The sequence below is a fragment of the Salmonella sp. NW1250 genome (genome assembly GCF_051812965.1).
Taxonomy (GTDB): Bacteria; Pseudomonadota; Gammaproteobacteria; order Enterobacterales; family Enterobacteriaceae; genus Salmonella; species Salmonella enterica.
The window spans coordinates 148137-165973 of the sequence record NZ_JAMNDD010000007.1 but is presented as its reverse complement, the minus strand read 5'-3'; the positions used below and the strand labels follow the sequence as shown (position 1 = coordinate 165973).

The window sequence follows — 17837 nt, the reverse complement described above, 5'->3', positions numbered from 1 at the left end:
TTAGCTTTCCTCAGTGGCAACCAGCATGTAGCCAAACCCGCGAACCGTGCGAATGCGCGACTTGCCGACTTTGTCGCGCAAATTATGTATATGCACTTCCAGAGTGTTGGTCGAGGGTTCGTTATCCCAGTTGTAGATATCGTTATAAAGAATTTCCCGGTGCACCGGACTGCCTGCCTTGAGCATCAACCGTGAGAGCAACGCGTACTCCTTAGGCGTCAGGGTCAGTTCCTGTCCATCCCTCCATGCCTGATGGCGGCCTATATTGAGCGTCAGATTGCCAACCGTCAGTTCACTTTCACCCTGATTATTATGGCGGCGCAGCAGCGCGCGGATGCGGGCGTGCAACTCCTCCAGGGCGAAGGGTTTAACCAGATAATCATCTGCGCCGACATCCAGCCCGGTAATGCGGTCATTGAGCGTATCGCGGGCGGTCAGAATGAGTACCGGCAGGGTGTATTTTTTCTGTCGGATTCGCGTCAGGAAATGCAGGCCATCCTCATCGGGCAGCCCTAAATCCAGCACCATCAGACTGTAATGACCAGACTCCAGACTATGCTCGGCGGCACGCGCTGTCGAAACGCCATCACACGCATAGCCTTCGGTTTGCGCGGCGAGTATTAACCCCTGTAATAATAGCGTGTCGTCTTCAACAATCAGTATCTTCATTCGCTTAGTCTCCTGCACGGTTGCAGAATATCATCTGCGGCCTGGTAATACGTCGTTTGTACGCCGGTTAATCCCAGCATGGTTGAGAAAAGATTGTCCTGTGAATAATCCAGCGTGCTCGCCCGTTTTTGCAGGCAGGCCTGATCCACCTGATAACGCTGTTGATAATCTTTAGAAAGCCAAATGAGCATCGGGACATGTTTTTGCGTATCCGGCGCAATGGAATACGGCAGACCGTGTAAATAAACGCCATTTTCACCCAATGATTCGCCGTGATCGGAAAGATAGACCAGGCTGGTGGTGAATTTATCCTGATGAGATTTCAGCAGGTTAATGGCTTTATCTACAATATAGTCCACGTACAGCACGGTATTATCATAGGTGTTGATCAACTGCTGTTGGGAACAGTTCTGAATTTCGTTAGTGTCACAGGTTGGGGTAAATTTTTTAAACTGCGGTGGATAACGGTTGTAATAGGTTGGGCCGTGGCTGCCGATGGTATGTAATACAATAACGCCATCGCCTTTCAAATGGTCGATATAGTCTTCCAGACCGTGAAATAACACTTCATCGTAGCACTCGCCGTCGATACATTGTCCGGGCAGGTTTAGCTCGGTGACATTTTGATGCGGAACGCGATCGCATGCGCCTTTACAGCCGCCGTCATTATCATTCCACAGTACGTTAATCCCCGCGCGCTGGATAATATCCAGCAGCCCTTCCTGGTGATGCGCCAGCTCTTCGTCATAATGTTTGCGCGGCATATCAGAAAACATGCAGGGAACGGAGATCGCGGTCGCCGTACCGCAAGAGGTGGTATGCGGGAAATAGATCACATCGTCTTTCGCCAGCCGCGGATTGGTGTCGCGCGGATAGCCGCCAAGAGAGAAATCATCGCCGCGCGAGGTTTCGCCAACGATGAGAATCGTCAGGTTTTTGCGATCGCCTTTCAGCATTAATGGATTGCGATGGGCATCCTCGCCAATGCGTACCAGCGGCAAATTCGCCAGCCGTTGATGCGAATACCATGACCAACTGGCGACAATACTGTTCGATGGGCTTAACGCTTTGATCAACTGTTTATTATTTCGAAATAGCGAGGCGTAATCTTTATAGAAAAAGGCGGCGACCAGAATAACTAATAAAATAGAGATCAGGACGCTGACCAGGCGGTAAAGCCCGCTACGTAAGCGCGGCGTCGCCGGACGGATTTTGACCCAGAAGGCAATCACGGCTGCCAGAACGCCGCTTAATCCCAGAGTCAGCACCATTTGCGGCGTCATCAGCGCAAAGGTTTCCGCGGGCGTGGTATCCATCATATTGGCGATCATGGAGCGATCGATGATGATGCCGTAAGTCAAAATAAAATACTGCGCGGCAGCGCCGACCAGAATAAAAACGCAGGCCAGCAGTCGGTTTAGCCAAATAAATGAGGCCAGCGTCAGCACACTATTGACCACGCTAAACGCGACGACCGGCATGGAAATAAACACCAGCACATTGCGTAGCGAGTTTAACGGTAGGTCTTGTAGTACCTGCTTGTAGAACGCAATGTTCAGGCAGACGGCAATATAAAAGGAAAAAAGCAGAAGCCAGGCGATTTGCCCAAGAACAGGTCTTTTAAGAAAGCGCTTTAACATGTTGATGCGTCCATCGATTCGGTGACGCTAATCGTGACAAAGTAAAATTAAGTGAACCTTAAGAACTTAATGTTGGAGGTGGCCGGATAACCTGCGCTATCCGGCCTGTTGCGATAACATTAACTACACGTGGTCAATCCTGTTTAACCGGCGCATCCAGCGGATACGGGTTTTTGTGAATGCGGTTGTAGTTCAACGCATACAGCGCGGTGATCACCATCAACGTGACAAACGACCACATCACTTCTTTGGCGCCGGAACCGATGACCGCCCAGATGCAATACACAAACGCGACGAAGGTAATCAGCAGATACAGCGGGCGCGCTTTACCAAAGTGGCCGTGGCCCAACAGCAACAGCGCGGCACAGGTGTAAAGATAAGGCACCAGGGTGAAGATAACCGACACGGAGGAGACCAGACCAAACTCTTTCGCGGCGTTCGGCGACATACTGCTGAACTGGAAGATAGTCATCAGCACGCCGACGATAAGCAACCCAGCCACTGGCGTACCGGCTTTATTAACCCGCGCGAAGATCGGCGGGAAGAGACCATCGTCCGCCGCCGCTTTTGCGGTTTGACCGGCAAGCAGCGTCCAGCCGCCGAGAGAGCCCAGGCAACCTGCTGCCGCACAGAAGGAAACAATAGCCCCTGCGGTATCGCCCAGCGCCATACGCGCCGCGTCACCGAAAGGCGATGCCGACACACGCAGCGCCGCGTTGGGGATCATCCCCATAATCGCCGTTGTGGAGAGCACATAGCAGACGGCGGCGATCAGTACCCCGCCGATGGTGGCGATAGGCACGTTGCGTTTCGGGTTTTTGACCACCCCGGCCGCAACGGAGGCGCTTTCTACCCCGATGAATGACCACAGCGTAACGTTCAACGTGCTTTGAATCGCCCCGAAAGTATTCATGCCGCTCACGTTCCAGGCCGCCATATAGGTTTCGCCTTTAAACCAGAACCAGCCGAAGACCGCAATCCCTACGATAGGCACCAGCGCCAGTACGGTGGCGACGGCCTGTACGCGGGTAATCATTTTCGGCCCGACGATGTTCAGCAGAACAAAAATCCACAGCACCGCGACGCAGGTAAGCGTTAATACCAGCGGATCTTTCAGAATCGGGAAGAAATAGCTCAGATAGCCGACGCCGATAACGACCATCGCGATATTACCGATCCAGCATGCCAGCCAGTACAGCACGTTAGTTTGATAGCCCAAAAACGGCCCGAAGCAGCGGCGTGCGTAGGCATAAGAACCGCCGGGACTGGGATCTAAGGACGACATTTTGGCATAAACCATCGACAGCGCCAGGGCGCCGATGATAGTGACCAGCCATCCGTAGATTGCAATCCCGCCAGTGGCCGCCAGGTTGGCAGGGAGTAAGAATACCCCTGAACCCATAATATTCCCCGATACCATTAAGGTGACGGGGATTAGGCCCACTTTGTGAGCATCAGCATCCGAAGACATAATTTGGACTCCTGAAAAGGTGACTTCGTTACGATAAATTACGTCGTATCATACCCCCTCAGAATGCCGCTGAATTATGTCGGAGACGGGTTATCGCCAATGCTGCTATTATCGTGTCTTATCGTTGAGTGTAGAAAAATTAGGCAGCCGATCGTTCCCGATGTTGGCTAACATAATGCAGGGGGGTCATACCATAAAACTCTTTAAACACGGAAATAAAGTACGATGTGCTGTTATACCCACACAGCTGTGAGACTTGAGAGATATTCTTTCCGTCCATTAATAATTGGTTTACGGCATAACGCATTCGGCAGGTCGTGATTATTTGGCTATAACTGGTATTCTCGTTTTTGAGCTTTTTCTTTAACAAGCTTGGACTCAGGCACAGGCAACTGGCAACGGCGCTCAGATTCCAGTCTTTATGAATATCGCTCTGAATGATGTGGTAAACGCTGTCACTGATGCGGCTGCGCAGCATGTGCATTAACAAAGAAATAAATTTTTTGTGGTCAAGAAAGCGGGATAAAACGGTGAAAAGGAGCGCACGGGTACGTTCACTAACAATTTCATCCGGTGTTTCCATCGCGCTGTAGCGGGCGGCGACCCTGAAGATATCCGGCGTCAGACAGTTGGCGGTCAATAAGGGATCGGCGTTGCGTTGCCAGACGGGAAGGTGTGAGAGATCTTTATTCAGGAATTGTAAATAGTCTTTAATATTATTGCGACTAACTTGTATTACTAGCACGCTATTTAATGATGAAATGTCAATAACGTTATTTTCACAAGCCAGAATGGCCATATAATTCGCTTTTAAACTGATTGGCTCCTTACCATTTACTCGTAACCATGTATCTTTTTCGGTTAATAACACTATGCAAGGCTCGTTGCTGCAAATCCTCATACCCGAACTCCTGGAATATGAACATAAAAGACCGGATCTCGCCAAACGGGAGAGATAACGGGGACTGAGTCAATTGTGTGATGAATTGAAACTGCACTAAAATAACTTTCCTGAATAATATTACAATATTTGTACGATGAATTAGGGTGTACAAAAAGTTGTACGCGAGTGGCAACTTGTCATTTTTGTATAAAAAAAGCGCGGGATGGGGCCCGCGCAAAAAGGTATGACAGTATTATTGTTTTGCAGCAATACTCAGGGAATACATGCCATCCTCAAAAAAAAGACTCTTTGTGATTAGGCTTTCACGCACATAACGTGATATACGCCATCAATAATTTCCGTGCCTTCGGTTTCATGCTCAAAGCCAGGGAAGTGATGATCCCAGGATTGCAGTGAGCGTAAGTAACCCACCTGCGGACTGTTTTCATCGCCAAAGTTTTCGCCGGAGAGCAGCATCGGGATGCCTGGCGGGTAAGGAATAACGGAGTTCGCCGCAATGCGACCCGGTAGATTTTCAATCGCCACCATTTCAATATTGTCGTTCACGATCGCGTTGTAGGCGTCGCGCGGGGTAATCTCCGCAACCGGCAGGGTGGAATAGGCGGCGTTGAGACGGGCGCCCGGGTTATTTTCACGTAGCCAGGCAAACATTTTATCGCCCAGGTCATGAATACCCATGTTCGCGTAAGTGTCAGGATAATCCTGCACCAGTTCCGGCATCACCTGCGCCAGCGGCGTATTCGCGTCGTAATGATGTTTGAAGGAGCACAGCGTGTTGATCAGCGTTCCCCATTTCCCGCGAGTTACCCCCATAGAGAACAGGAACATAATCTGAAAGTCGGTGGTGCGGGTCGGCACGATACCGTGGCGGCCAAGCCATGCTGTGACCAGCGCAGCAGGTACGCCGGATGCTTCCAGTTCGCCATCGTCGCCCATACCCGGCGCCAGGATACTGACTTTAATCGGGTCCAGCATACTCCAGTTATCCGGCAGGTCTTTAAAGCCGTGCCAGGTTTCTCCGGGGCGCATGACCCAGCAGTTCTGGTCGGTGGCCAGCAGTTTTGCCGGCGCGTCGGCGAAGTCATATGTTTTACCGGTTTGTGGATCGGTGACGACGTCTTTATTCCACGGCTTAAAGAACCAGTCGCCTTCATCGGTAAACTCTTTATAAAGACGCGCCATCGCCTGACGGAAATCAACCGCTTCGTCAATCACCTCTTGAGTCAGGGACAGACCGCTGTTACCGTCCATCATCGATACCGCCACATCGTTGGATGCGCAGATGGCATATAACGGAGAGGTGGTGGCATGCATCATATATGCCTGGTTGAAGCGGGAGAAATTCACCGCGCCACGGCCTTCACGGACGTGAATGTAGGAAGCTTGTGAAAGCGCATTCAGTAGTTTGTGCGTGGAGTGGGTGGCAAACACGGTCGGACCGTTATGGTCGCCTGGCTCGCCGCGCATCGCGTAGTGATCGCAATAAATCGGGTTGAAGCGCGCATAGCCGTACCATGCTTCGTCGAAGTGAATGCGATCGCTGGTTTTTGCCAGCAGATCCTGCGCCTCTTTGGCGTTATAGCATACGCCGTCATAGGTACAGTTGGTCACTACGCTGTAAGACGGTTTCTGTCCGGCTTTAGTTTTGGTCAGTGGGCTGGCGCTGATTTTTTTCTGCAAGGTTTCAGGCTGCATTTCCTGCGGGTAGATTGGCCCGATAATGCCGTAACGGTTACGGCTTGGCACCATATATACCGGTTTGGCCCCAGTGAGGATCAGCCCCTGCTCGATGGATTTATGGCAGTTACGATCCAGTACAACGACATCATTATCCGTCATACAGGCCTGCATAATAGTACGGTTAGAACCGGAGGTCCCGACAACCACGGACCAGGAGCGGTCAGCACCGAATACGCGGGCGGCGTTTTTCTCGCTTTCGCCAAACGCGCCGGTATGGTCGAGGAGTGAACCGAGCGTGGTACGCTCAATCCCCATATCGCTGCGGAACAGGTTTTCGCCATAATAATCGTGATAAAAGCGACCGGCAGGCGTTTTAGTGAAACCGACGCCGCCCTGGTGTCCCGGCGCCGCCCATGAATATTCATGAATGTCGCTGTATTTCATCAACGCGTTAAACAGCGGCGGTAACAGTTGCTGACGATACCGGGTCATGGCGGCAACGGCGCGTCCGGCGATAAAGTCAGCGGTGTCTTCCAGAATCCAGGCGAATTCATCGACAAGCTCCAGCAGGTCGCGGTCCAGCGATGCCGTCGCTTTTTCCCTGTCGCCTAACAGGAAAACGGGCACGTTTTGCTGACGCTCGTGAAGCTTACCGATCAATTGCCTGACGCTCAGGTGCTCATCCGGTTGTTCCATTTGGTAGCTAAACATCAGACAGTCAATGGCTTCGTTCGCGGACAAGATGGCATAGCCGTCATCGAAGGATGTCGATTTAATGACGGTAACATTTTGTTGGCTCAAGGCATCCGCCAGACGCTCAACCGCGTTGCCAACCCAGGTGTCCTGATGCAGAAACTCACTTTCAACAATTAATACTTTCATCATCTTTTACCCGGTTGTGGAGGCCGTGCAATTTACGCCTTGCCGACCCGCCGTATGAATGTGACGTGGGCAAGTATTACCCCGTCAAATAGGGGGTGTAAAGTGATGGAATAATGGTCAGTTATTGTTATTATTGTTTAATAAACAATGGGTTAATTATGGATAGCGAGCGATTTCACCCGCCGTTTATCGACAGGTGAATTATTTTTTTGGCTGATAGTGGTATCCGGCTTTAGCCGGGCATCGTCTGGCGTCGTTGCTGGCTAAGCTTGCGGTATTGTTGCGGCGACATACCGACAAATTTGCTAAAAGTACTGTAAAAACGGCTGCTGGATCGGAACCCGGCAGTCAGAGCGACATCGAGGATCGTTTTGTCAGTATCGCTCAATAAGGCACGTACGTGATTGATGCGCATCGCCGTGATGTACTGCTTCATCGTCAATTGCATAACCCGCTGGAATATTCCCATCGCGTAATTAGCATTGAGTTTGACATGCTCCGCGACGTCGTTAATGGTGAGCGCCTGATCGTAGTTATCGGCAATAAATCCCAGCATCTGGCTTACGTAAAACTGCGCATGGCGTGAGACGCTATTCTTGTGGGTGCGTGATGTTTTATTGAGCAAAATGGGTTGCCAGCCGGAAAGGCTAAAGCGTTTAAGCATCAGGCCGATTTCATCGATCGCCAACTGGCGAATTTGCTCATTCGGGCTGCTTGTTTCCTGCTGCCAGCGCAACACTTCAAAGGTGCTAAGCTGCTGGGTCGCCAGTGATTTAACCACCATCCCGTGCGTGACATGGTTGATAAGATCGCGATCCAGCGGCCAGGAGAGAAACAGGTGCATCGGCAAACTGAAAATCGCCATCTGGCGGCAGTTGCCGGGGCGGGTAAGCTGGTGTGGCGTACAGGCCCAAAACAGGGTGATATGCCCCTGCTTTATCTGCACGACTTCATTGTTGATTAAATACTCCACATCGCCGTCAAACGGAACATTCACTTCTACTTGCCCATGCCAGTGACTGCTGGCCATTCTGTGCGGCGGCCTCAGTTCAACGTCCAGTCGTTGATATTCGGAATAGAGCGACAGCGGGCTACGGGTTTGCTTTTCATCGCCGTTGCACATGTGCGGGTCGGGCGGGAGGAGGGATATTGCTTGCGTACTCATCGTCACTCCATTTCCTGAATTATCAGAATTATGCCCCTTTAGCCGGGAGGAAACCGGGAATCCGGACACAGAATCCGTCGATATTGTAGAGCGTAGCCTGACTATCAGGCCGAATACTCTGCTTTTTACGCCATTTTGTCCCAAAAACTCAGATCTTCCGCGCGCCAGCATACGATCTGAGTTTTCGGGAATGCTCATCGGGGAAGACGGAGGTTTTCACCGGGAACGCGTGCCACCATGAAGGTGTTCACTACTGTTCTGGAGAGTCATAATGACGGCACCCAAAATTACCTTTATCGGCGCAGGTTCTACGATTTTCGTCAAAAATATCCTCGGCGATGTGTTTCACCGCGAGGCGCTAAAATCAGCGCATGTCGCCCTGATGGATATTGACGAAACCCGGCTGGAAGAGTCGCACATTGTGGTACGGAAACTGATGGACTCAGCGGGCGCTTCTGGCCGGATTACCTGCCATACCCACCAGAAAGCGGCGCTACAGGATGCGGATTTCGTGGTGGTCGCCTTTCAGATTGGCGGCTATGAACCCTGCACTGTGACCGATTTTGAGGTTTGTAAGCGTCATGGCCTGGAACAGACGATCGCCGATACGCTGGGGCCGGGCGGCATTATGCGCGCGCTGCGGACTATCCCGCATCTGTGGCGGATTTGCGAAGACATGACGGAAGTCTGCCCGAAAGCCACCATGCTCAATTACGTCAACCCGATGGCGATGAACACCTGGGCGATGTATGCCCGTTATCCGCATATCAAACAGGTCGGCCTGTGCCATTCGGTACAGGGAACGGCGGAAGAACTGGCGCGTGACCTGAATATCGATCCCGCCTCGCTGCGCTACCGCTGCGCCGGCATTAACCACATGGCGTTTTACCTGGAACTGGAGCGCAAAACGGCTGACGGGACTTATGTCGATCTCTATCCTGAATTGCTGGCGGCCTATGACGCCGGACAGGCACCGAAGCCCAATATTCACGGCAATGAACGCTGCCAGAACATTGTGCGCTATGAGATGTTCAAAAAGTTGGGCTACTTCGTCACCGAGTCATCAGAGCATTTTGCCGAGTACACGCCGTGGTTTATTAAACCGGGACGCGAGGATCTGATTGCGCGCTACAAGGTGCCGCTGGATGAATATCCGAAACGCTGCGTAGAACAACTGGCAAACTGGCATAAAGAGCTGGAGGAGTATAAAACCGCCGAGCGTATCGACATCAAACCGTCCCGCGAGTACGCCAGCACCATTATGAACGCTCTGTGGACCGGCGAGCCGAGCGTGATTTACGGCAATGTGCGTAATGAGGGGCTGATTGATAACCTGCCGCAGGGAAGCTGCGTGGAAGTGGCTTGTCTGGTGGATGCCAACGGCATTCAACCGACGAAGGTGGGGACGATCCCTTCTCATCTGGCGGCGATGATGCAGACCAACATCAACGTGCAAACGCTGTTGACCGAAGCCATCCTCACGGAAAACCGCGATCGCGTGTATCACGCGGCGATGATGGACCCTCATACCGCAGCGGTGCTGGGTATCGAAGAAATCTATGCGTTGGTTGACGATCTGATCGCCGCGCATGGCGACTGGCTTCCGGCCTGGTTACGCCGTTAATCTCCAGCCACGCTGGACGGCAGATCCGGCGTTTAACCTCTACTAACAGAAGGCGGGCGCTGGTAACAGCGACCCGGTACCCTATGAGCATCTCTCTGACAACAAAGCTGAGTTACGGGTTCGGTGCGTTTGGTAAGGATTTCGCCATCGGCATTGTGTATATGTACCTGATGTATTACTACACCGATGTGGTGGGACTCTCGGTCGGCCTCGTCGGCACCCTCTTTCTGGTCGCGCGAATCTGGGATGCGATAAACGATCCCATCATGGGCTGGATTGTCAACGCCACGCGTTCGCGGTGGGGGAAATTTAAGCCGTGGATATTGATCGGCACCTTAACCAATTCGCTGGTGCTTTTCCTGCTGTTCAGCGCCCATCTTTTTGAGGGAACCGCGCAGGTTGTATTTGTCTGCGTAACTTACATCCTGTGGGGCATGACGTATACCATTATGGATATCCCATTTTGGTCGCTGGTGCCGACCATTACGCTTGATAAGCGAGAACGCGAACAACTGGTGCCGTTCCCGCGTTTCTTCGCCAGTCTGGCTGGCTTCGTCACTGCCGGTATAACGCTGCCGTTTGTGAACTACGTTGGCGGGGCGGATCGTGGGTTCGGCTTTCAGATGTTTACGCTGGTGCTGATTGCGTTCTTTATCGCCTCGACTATCGTGACATTACGCAACGTCCATGAGGTGTACTCCTCCGACAACGGTGTAACGGCGGGCCGCCCACATCTGACGTTAAAAACGATCGTTGGATTGATATACAAAAACGATCAGCTCTCTTGCCTGTTGGGAATGGCGCTGGCGTATAACATTGCCTCCAATATTATCAATGGCTTTGCGATCTACTACTTCACCTATGTGATTGGCGATGCCGATCTTTTTCCCTATTACCTTTCTTACGCCGGCGCGGCGAATCTGCTGACGCTGATTGTCTTCCCCCGGCTGGTGAAAATGTTATCGCGGCGGATATTGTGGGCGGGCGCCTCCGTGATGCCCGTTCTGAGTTGCGCAGGGCTCTTCGCGATGGCGTTGGCGGATGTCCATAATGCCGCTTTAATCGTGGCGGCGGGTATTTTCCTGAATATCGGGACCGCGCTCTTTTGGGTGCTTCAGGTAATCATGGTGGCGGATACGGTCGATTATGGGGAATTTAAGCTCAATATTCGCTGCGAGAGTATCGCTTATTCCGTACAGACGATGGTCGTGAAGGGCGGCTCGGCGTTTGCGGCGTTCTTTATCGCTCTGGTGCTGGGGCTGATTGGCTACACGCCGAACGTGGCGCAGTCTGCGCAAACCCTGCAGGGGATGCAGTTTATTATGATTGTCCTGCCGGTACTGTTTTTCATGATGACGTTGGTTCTCTACTTCCGCTACTACCGTTTGAATGGCGACATGCTGCGCAAGATTCAGATCCACCTGCTGGATAAATACCGGAAAACGCCGCCATTCGTCGAACAGCCGGATAGCCCGGCGATTTCTGTGGTAGCGACCAGCGATGTAAAAGCGTGAGCATGTTCTCTCGTGCAGGCCGGATAAGCCGGATAAGCGTAGCGCCATCCGGCAATTAACCGATAACGCGGCCCGGGAGAACGCCGGGCCTGCCAGGTTATTTCGCGCAGTTAGCGCACTGTTTGCTGACAATCTGCTGGAAGAAATCGTTGCCTTTGTCATCCACCAGGATAAAGGCCGGGAAATCTTCTACTTCAATTTTCCAGATAGCTTCCATGCCGAGTTCCGGATACTCGACGCACTCCAGATGCTTAATGCTCTGCTGTGCCAGTACCGCCGCCGGGCCGCCGATACTGCCCAAATAAAAGCCGCCATGTTTTTTACAGGCATCCGTGACCTGCTGACTACGGTTGCCTTTCGCCAGCATGATCATACTGCCGCCGTGGGATTGCAGTAGATCGACATAAGAGTCCATTCGGCCTGCGGTGGTGGGGCCTAATGAGCCAGATGGATAACCTGCCGGGGTTTTTGCCGGACCTGCGTAATAGATGGGATGGTCTTTAATATACTGCGGCAGGTCTTCGCCGGATTCAATACGCTCTTTTAGCTTCGCGTGGGCGATATCGCGACCTACGATAATGGTGCCCGTCAGCGACAGGCGAGTCGAGACCGGGTACTGCGATAGCTGGGCGAGGATCTCTTTCATCGGACGGTTAAGATCGACTTTCACCGCGTCGCCTTCGCCCGCCTGACGCAGCGCTGGCGGAATATACTGGCCCGGATTGTGTTCCAGTTTTTCGATCCAGATGCCTTCGCGGTTGATTTTCGCTTTGATGTTACGGTCGGCCGAGCAGGAGACGCCCATCCCCACCGGACAGGAAGCGCCGTGACGCGGCAGGCGAATTACGCGAATATCGTGGGCGAAATATTTCCCGCCGAACTGGGCGCCGAGGCCAAGTTTTTGCGCTTCTTCCAGCAGTTCCTGTTCCAGGTGGAGATCGCGGAATGCCTGGCCGTGCTCGTTACCTTCCGTCGGCAGCGCGTCGTAATAGTGGGTGCTGGCGAGCTTAACGGTTTTCAGCGTGCTTTCCGCCGAGGTGCCGCCAATGACAAAGGCGATATGGTATGGCGGACAGGCCGCGGTGCCCAGCGTGCGCATTTTCTCAACGAGGAAGTTTTTCAGCTTGCCTGGGGTGAGCAGCGCTTTGGTCTCCTGATAGAGATACGTTTTGTTTGCTGAACCGCCGCCTTTCGCCACGCAAAGGAACTTGTACTCGTCGCCATCGACGGCATAGAGATCGATTTGCGCTGGCAGGTTGCTGCCGGTATTGACCTCTTTGTACATATCCAGCGGCGCGTTCTGCGAGTAGCGCAGGTTATCTTCGATATAGGTATTAAACACGCCTTTGGAGAGCGCGGCTTCATCGCCGCCGCCCGTCCAGACGCGTTGGCCTTTTTTACCCATGATAATCGCCGTGCCGGTATCCTGGCAGGTCGGCAGAATGCCTTTGGCGGCGATCTCGGAGTTTCTCAGGAATTGCAACGCCACATATTTGTCGTTTTCGCTGGCTTCGGGGTCATGGAGAATGGCGGCGACTTGCTGCTGGTGTTCAGGACGGAGCATAAAAGACGCATCATGGAAGGCCTGCTGAGCCAGCAACGTTAACGCCTGCGGCTCAACGTTGAGGATAGATTCTCCGTTGAATTCACTGACGCTGACATAATCGGAGGTGAGCAGATAATACTCTGTTTTGTCCTCTCCCATCGGGAAAGGCGCCTGATAGATAAACTCTTTTTTCGACATGTGCTTCCAGCCTAATAGTAAGAAAATGTATTAAGAGCCTCATGGGCCAGACTCTAAGTCGCGCGCCGCGCATAACCGGGCGGCGCGCGCGGCCATTACAGGAATCCGTACATTGCGGCAAAGATCCAGCCAAAGACGCAGGAGACGCTCACGCCAATCAAACCCGGCAGAATGAAGCTGTGGTTAATGACGAAGCGGCCAATACGGGTTGTGCCGGAACGGTCAAACTGAATCGCCGCCAGATCGCTTGGGTAGGTCGGCAGGATATAGTAGCCATAACATGCCGGCGCAGAGGCCACGATATACGCCGGATCGACACCGATAGCCAGCGCGACGGGAACAATCGCCGCCAGCGCCGCGGCCTGGGAGTTAACAAACTTGGAGACCAGCAGCAGAACGATGGCATAGGCCCACGGATACTCTTTGACCATTTCGCCCAGCACGCCCTGAATTTCCGACATATGCGCGCCGAACATGGTTTCCGCCATCCAGGCGATCCCGTATACCGCGACAATCGCAATCATACCGGAACGAAAAACTTCGTTTTTTGAGATAGACGCAGGATTGGTTTTGGTCAGAATGATAATGAGCGCCCCGGTCAGCAGCATGAACATCTGAATGACCAGCACCATCGACAACGGTTTGCCGCCGAAGGTTGGACGTAAGTCGGAGTCCGCGCCCAGGAGAGCGACCACGGCAATCGCCGCCAGGAAGATCCACATCGCCAGCCAGTTGCTTTTCGGCAGTTTTTTATCCAGCAGCGTCGCGGTATCGCCGTACACGTACTGACGGTTTTCCGGTACGGAAATAAATTTCTGAAACGCTTCGTCTTTATCCAGATCTTTACCGCGGAACCAACTAAAAATACCGATTGCCAGGATACCGAGCAGGGTAGACGGGATGGTGATCGACAGCAGATCGAGGAACTCCAGATGTTTTCCGTCAAATGTCACGTTGCCCAGCATCGCTACCAGAGAAACCACGGCGACGGAAACCGGACTGGCGATGATGCCCATTTGCGCGCCGATAGAACTGGCCGCCATTGGACGTTCCGGACGGATATTATTCTTGATCGCCACGTCATAGATAATCGGCAAAATGGTGTAGACCACGTGGCCTGTCCCACACAGAATCGTCAGGGTACAGGTGACGAACGGCGCCACAATAGAGACGTATTTGGGGTTGCGGCGCAGCAGCTTTTCGGCAATCTGCAACATCACATCCAGCCCGCCTGACGCCTGCAACGTTGCCGACGCGGCGACTACCGCGATAATGACCAGCATTACGTCAACGGGCGGTTTACCTGGCTGGAGATGGAAAACAAACACCAGAATGACCAGACCAATACCGCCCAACAACCCGAGCGCGATCCCGCCCTTTCGGGCGCCATAAAACAGACATATTAATATTATGAGAAGCTGTATACTAAATAACATTTTTATTTATCCTCGCGATAAACCCAGTCAATTTTGATAAATGGATCACAGCCATCTTCTGATTTGTATGAATGAGCATCAGGAAATGGCGAATATTCAATGCGCCAGTGGCGACGATTAACGATTAAGCTTTTTACAGAGTTGCTTTAAGTAATTATTTTCTTGCGATAGTGATGTTCAGAGGGAAGCACCCTCTGGCGATGGGCAGGTGGAGTCAGCGAGAGCAGTAAATTATGATTTGTCTGTTTTAAAAACAGGCGTTTATTCTTTAATTTTTGTGTCTCGCCATCAGGTAAATCACGAGATAAAGCGAACAGAATGTGACTTATGTGATCATTGTCACGCCATTTTTTTAAATTATTAGTATGGCGTGTGGAGACGCGTATCTGCTCACCAATATACGTATTGTCCATAGGCGTAGCACAAGCTCCATTGCTACAAACATAATTTTATTTAAGTGTCAGGAAAATTCCGGACAAATCCCTTTTTTAATAAAAATACACACTCTCGGCATGGGATAATACTTAATTAACTTTTGTTAGCGTTTTGAAATTAAAAACAGCGCAGAGCGCTGTAATAATAGAAAATAACGTTAACAGGCCTGGAGTGAGTATATTTGATCTGACACAATTTCCCGGGTTTGTTATTAATGTGATAGCGTTTTTATTGGCATTGTTATAATAAATGTTACCAGGATATAACGTTTCGCGTCGGCTTTATGCGGTATCCTTACTGACAATATTGTTTCAGTAAAGAGTAATGTTCCGGCTGAACACGGTAGCGGTAAACCGGCCTGCCGGTCACGCCGTAATGAATACTGGTAAACAAGATATGGCAATTCACCAGCCAGATGAGATATTTACGGCAGGAGACGCGCGAGATATTCACTTCGTTGGCCAACTCGTCGGTAGAAAATTCCTGCTCCTGATGCGCATCAATCCACTGGCATAAGGTGCGTAGCGTTTGCTGCGTCAGCCCTTTTGGCAGCCGACGAGGCTCCTGCTCGCTGGATGAATTACCGTGAATGAGCAGGTCAAGCTCAGACTGTTCGTAATACTGGCGTTTTTCCATCGCCGTTTTCTTACGTAGCCAGCCGGTCAACGCTTCTTCAAAGCGCGTGGCCTGAAAAGGCTTGATCAGATAATCCACCACGCCGTAGTGAAGCGAATCTTTAATGGTGGCGGCGTCAGCGGCAGAAGAAATGACAATAACGTCGCTTTTGCAGCCTGCGCTGTGCAGGACAGGCAGCAGATCCAATCCGTTTTCCTGCTGCATGTAGATATCCAGCAGGATTAGGTCAATGTGATTTTCACTGTTGAAGATAAACTCTTTCGCTTTTTCCAGCGTCGAAGCGGTTCCACAACAATGAAAACCGGAGATTTGCGCGACATAGCGGCGATTTAACTCCGCGACCATCGCATCGTCATCGACAATTAATACATTGATCATAGGCTGGTCCTTTTTCCATCCCAGGGTAACTGTACAAAAAATTGTGTGAAGATCCCAGGCTCGGACTCCACGGAAATTACGCCGCCAAGCGCTTCAACCTGCTGTTTAACCAGCGCTAAACCGACGCCGCGTTCGGCGCCTTTCGACGAGACGCCTTTTTCAAAAATCGCCTCGATGCGCTCAGGTTCGATACCCGGACCGTCATCGCTCACTTCGCAATGCAGCCAGCCATGACGGTAGTGTAACGAGACGCTGATTTCGCCGCCGGATTCCTGGCTCAACGCTTCCAGCGCGTTTTCAATCAAATTACCCAGCGCCGTAATCAGCACCGTAACCTGATCTTCATTGTTATTATCCGGTAACTGGCTGTCGCTGCTTATCACCAGGCTGTGCCCGAAATCAGAGGCGCGAGTAATCTTACTGAGCAAAAAGCCAGCGATAATCGGCGACTTTATTTTACCCAGCAGCAAACCGATCTCTTCCTGATAGTTATTGGCCGTCTTGATAATATACGCTTCAAGCTGCTTATAACTCTTCAGGTGCAATAATCCCAGAATCACATGTAATTTGTTCATGAATTCGTGGGATCGTTCACGGAGCGCATCCGCGTAGTTCACCATCCCGTCCAACCGCTGCATCAGTTGGCGAACTTCTGTTTTATCCCTGAAGGTGGATATCGCGCCGATAATTTCGCCGTTGCTGCGCACCGGAACGGTATTCACCAGCAGCAGGCGGCCTTTGACAATGATCTCTTCATCGCGGCGCGGCGTACCGTCACGCAACACTTCGCTAATGTCCACCACCTGCGACCAGGCATGACTCAGGGTGGATAATCTGGCGTCATCCTGCGTTTTTCGGTAATCGAGCAGCGCCTGCGCCGCATGGTTAATCAACGTGACTTCGCCGCTACCATCCACGGCGATAACGCCCTCTTTGATTGACTGCAGCATCGCCTGGCGTTGTTCAAACAGGGTTGAGATCTCATAGGGTTCGAGGCCAAACAGGATACGTTTTAGCACCTTGACCAGCGCATACGTGCCTAATAACCCCACCAGAGCGCCGAACAGAATGGACCAGATAATACTGCCGCGGCTATTGTTGATCTGCTGCGTAACGTGACTGAGTTCCAGGCCAATCGCTACCACGCCGATCTGCCGGTGGCGTTCATCATAAACCGGTGTGAAAACGCGCAGCGCTTTGGCAAGAAAGCCGCGATTAATGGCAACGTTTTCCTTTCCCTGCAGCGCGAGCAGAATGTCATCGCCTTTGAACGGTTGACCGATTCGCTGCGTTTCTGGGTGCGAATAACGGATGCCCTGCATGTTGGTCACCACAATAAACAAAAAGCCATTATGCTGGCTCACCGCTTCGGCGAGCGTCTGAATGCCGCTTTCCGCAGGCGGTTTTTTCAGCCCCTCGCGAACTGCCGGAGAGTCCGCCAGCGAGCGAGCCACCGCCAGCGCTTTATCTGCCAGCGCGTCGCGCGTCATGCTGCTGATTTGCGAAAAATAGATCAGATGGACCACAACGAGCACCGAAAACAAAACGGCGCTGACCATCAGAATGACGGTAGTGCCGAGTTTCATGGGGCGTTTGCGTAACGCCCGGCATGGCAGGGAGTGTTTCATAGTGGACCTGAGCGGACGAATCGTAAGGTTA

General features: G+C 52.0%; 13 protein-coding genes. 2 read left to right on the top strand and 11 right to left on the bottom strand.

Annotated features, from left to right (window positions below):
• The 6 genes from pmrA to melR form a co-directional block, all read right to left on the bottom strand.
• Entirely contained in the window at positions 1-669 is a 669-nt protein-coding gene (pmrA, locus tag NBA72_RS14215; protein ID WP_000697899.1) for a two-component system response regulator PmrA, read from the bottom strand.
• Positions 666-2309 (bottom strand): phosphoethanolamine transferase EptA, encoded by a 1644-nt coding sequence (gene eptA, locus NBA72_RS14210; protein WP_000919294.1) that lies wholly within the window; start codon positions 2307-2309, stop codon positions 666-668. Before eptA ends, pmrA begins: the two co-directional genes overlap by 4 nt.
• A gap of 133 nt (positions 2310-2442) precedes the next feature.
• Entirely contained in the window at positions 2443-3780 is a 1338-nt protein-coding gene (adiC, locus tag NBA72_RS14205) for an arginine/agmatine antiporter (RefSeq protein WP_000093130.1), read from the bottom strand.
• A 139-nt stretch (positions 3781-3919) separates the two neighbouring features.
• Positions 3920-4681, bottom strand: a complete 762-nt coding sequence (locus tag NBA72_RS14200) for an AraC family transcriptional regulator (protein ID WP_001217083.1) — start codon at positions 4679-4681, stop codon at positions 3920-3922.
• Between the two features lie 297 nt (positions 4682-4978).
• Entirely contained in the window at positions 4979-7246 is a 2268-nt protein-coding gene (adiA, locus tag NBA72_RS14195) for an arginine decarboxylase (protein WP_001538051.1), read from the bottom strand.
• A gap of 232 nt (positions 7247-7478) precedes the next feature.
• Positions 7479-8411, bottom strand: coding sequence for a transcriptional regulator MelR (gene melR / locus NBA72_RS14190; protein ID WP_000106992.1), 933 nt, complete (start codon positions 8409-8411; stop codon positions 7479-7481).
• Positions 8412-8679: 268 nt separating this feature from the next.
• Here melR and melA point away from each other — a divergent pair, with 268 nt between their 5' ends.
• Both melA and melB read left to right on the top strand, forming a co-directional pair.
• The gene (melA, locus tag NBA72_RS14185; RefSeq protein ID WP_001728428.1) at positions 8680-10035 is read left to right on the top strand and encodes an alpha-galactosidase; all 1356 of its coding nucleotides are present in this window, start codon (positions 8680-8682) and stop codon (positions 10033-10035) included.
• Positions 10036-10118: 83 nt separating this feature from the next.
• Entirely contained in the window at positions 10119-11549 is a 1431-nt protein-coding gene (gene melB / locus NBA72_RS14180) for a melibiose:sodium transporter MelB (RefSeq protein ID WP_000028070.1), read from the top strand.
• Positions 11550-11646: 97 nt separating this feature from the next.
• Here melB and fumA read toward each other — a convergent pair whose 3' ends face one another.
• The 5 genes from fumA to NBA72_RS14155 form a co-directional block, all read right to left on the bottom strand.
• Positions 11647-13293 carry a class I fumarate hydratase FumA gene (fumA, locus tag NBA72_RS14175; RefSeq protein WP_000037190.1) on the bottom strand — a complete coding sequence of 549 codons (1647 nt, stop codon included), beginning with the start codon at positions 13291-13293 and terminating at the stop codon, positions 11647-11649.
• 95 nt (positions 13294-13388) lie between these two features.
• Positions 13389-14729: an anaerobic C4-dicarboxylate transporter DcuB gene (gene dcuB / locus NBA72_RS14170; protein WP_000899149.1), complete on the bottom strand. Its 1341-nt coding sequence runs from the start codon at positions 14727-14729 to the stop codon at positions 13389-13391.
• Between the two features lie 146 nt (positions 14730-14875).
• Positions 14876-15142 (bottom strand): hypothetical protein, encoded by a 267-nt coding sequence (locus NBA72_RS14165; RefSeq protein WP_012512896.1) that lies wholly within the window; start codon positions 15140-15142, stop codon positions 14876-14878.
• Between the two features lie 316 nt (positions 15143-15458).
• Positions 15459-16178, bottom strand: a complete 720-nt coding sequence (dcuR, locus tag NBA72_RS14160; RefSeq protein WP_000611307.1) for a two-component system response regulator DcuR — start codon at positions 16176-16178, stop codon at positions 15459-15461.
• Positions 16175-17806, bottom strand: a complete 1632-nt coding sequence (locus NBA72_RS14155; protein ID WP_023165893.1) for a sensor histidine kinase — start codon at positions 17804-17806, stop codon at positions 16175-16177. Before NBA72_RS14155 ends, dcuR begins: the two co-directional genes overlap by 4 nt.
• Between the last annotated feature and the right edge of the window lie 31 nt (positions 17807-17837).

Coding starts and splice junctions, on each gene's coding strand:
- adiC (WP_000093130.1), bottom strand. CDS start 3,780: ATGTCTTCGGATGCTGATGCTCACAAAGTGGGCCTAATCCCCGTCACC.
- NBA72_RS14165 (WP_012512896.1), bottom strand. CDS start 15,142: ATGGACAATACGTATATTGGTGAGCAGATACGCGTCTCCACACGCCAT.
- dcuR (WP_000611307.1), bottom strand. CDS start 16,178: ATGATCAATGTATTAATTGTCGATGACGATGCGATGGTCGCGGAGTTA.
- fumA (WP_000037190.1), bottom strand. CDS start 13,293: ATGTCGAAAAAAGAGTTTATCTATCAGGCGCCTTTCCCGATGGGAGAG.
- eptA (WP_000919294.1), bottom strand. CDS start 2,309: ATGTTAAAGCGCTTTCTTAAAAGACCTGTTCTTGGGCAAATCGCCTGG.
- pmrA (WP_000697899.1), bottom strand. CDS start 669: ATGAAGATACTGATTGTTGAAGACGACACGCTATTATTACAGGGGTTA.
- NBA72_RS14200 (WP_001217083.1), bottom strand. CDS start 4,681: ATGAGGATTTGCAGCAACGAGCCTTGCATAGTGTTATTAACCGAAAAA.
- dcuB (WP_000899149.1), bottom strand. CDS start 14,729: ATGTTATTTAGTATACAGCTTCTCATAATATTAATATGTCTGTTTTAT.
- melB (WP_000028070.1), top strand. CDS start 10,119: ATGAGCATCTCTCTGACAACAAAGCTGAGTTACGGGTTCGGTGCGTTT.
- NBA72_RS14155 (WP_023165893.1), bottom strand. CDS start 17,806: ATGAAACACTCCCTGCCATGCCGGGCGTTACGCAAACGCCCCATGAAA.
- melR (WP_000106992.1), bottom strand. CDS start 8,411: ATGAGTACGCAAGCAATATCCCTCCTCCCGCCCGACCCGCACATGTGC.
- adiA (WP_001538051.1), bottom strand. CDS start 7,246: ATGAAAGTATTAATTGTTGAAAGTGAGTTTCTGCATCAGGACACCTGG.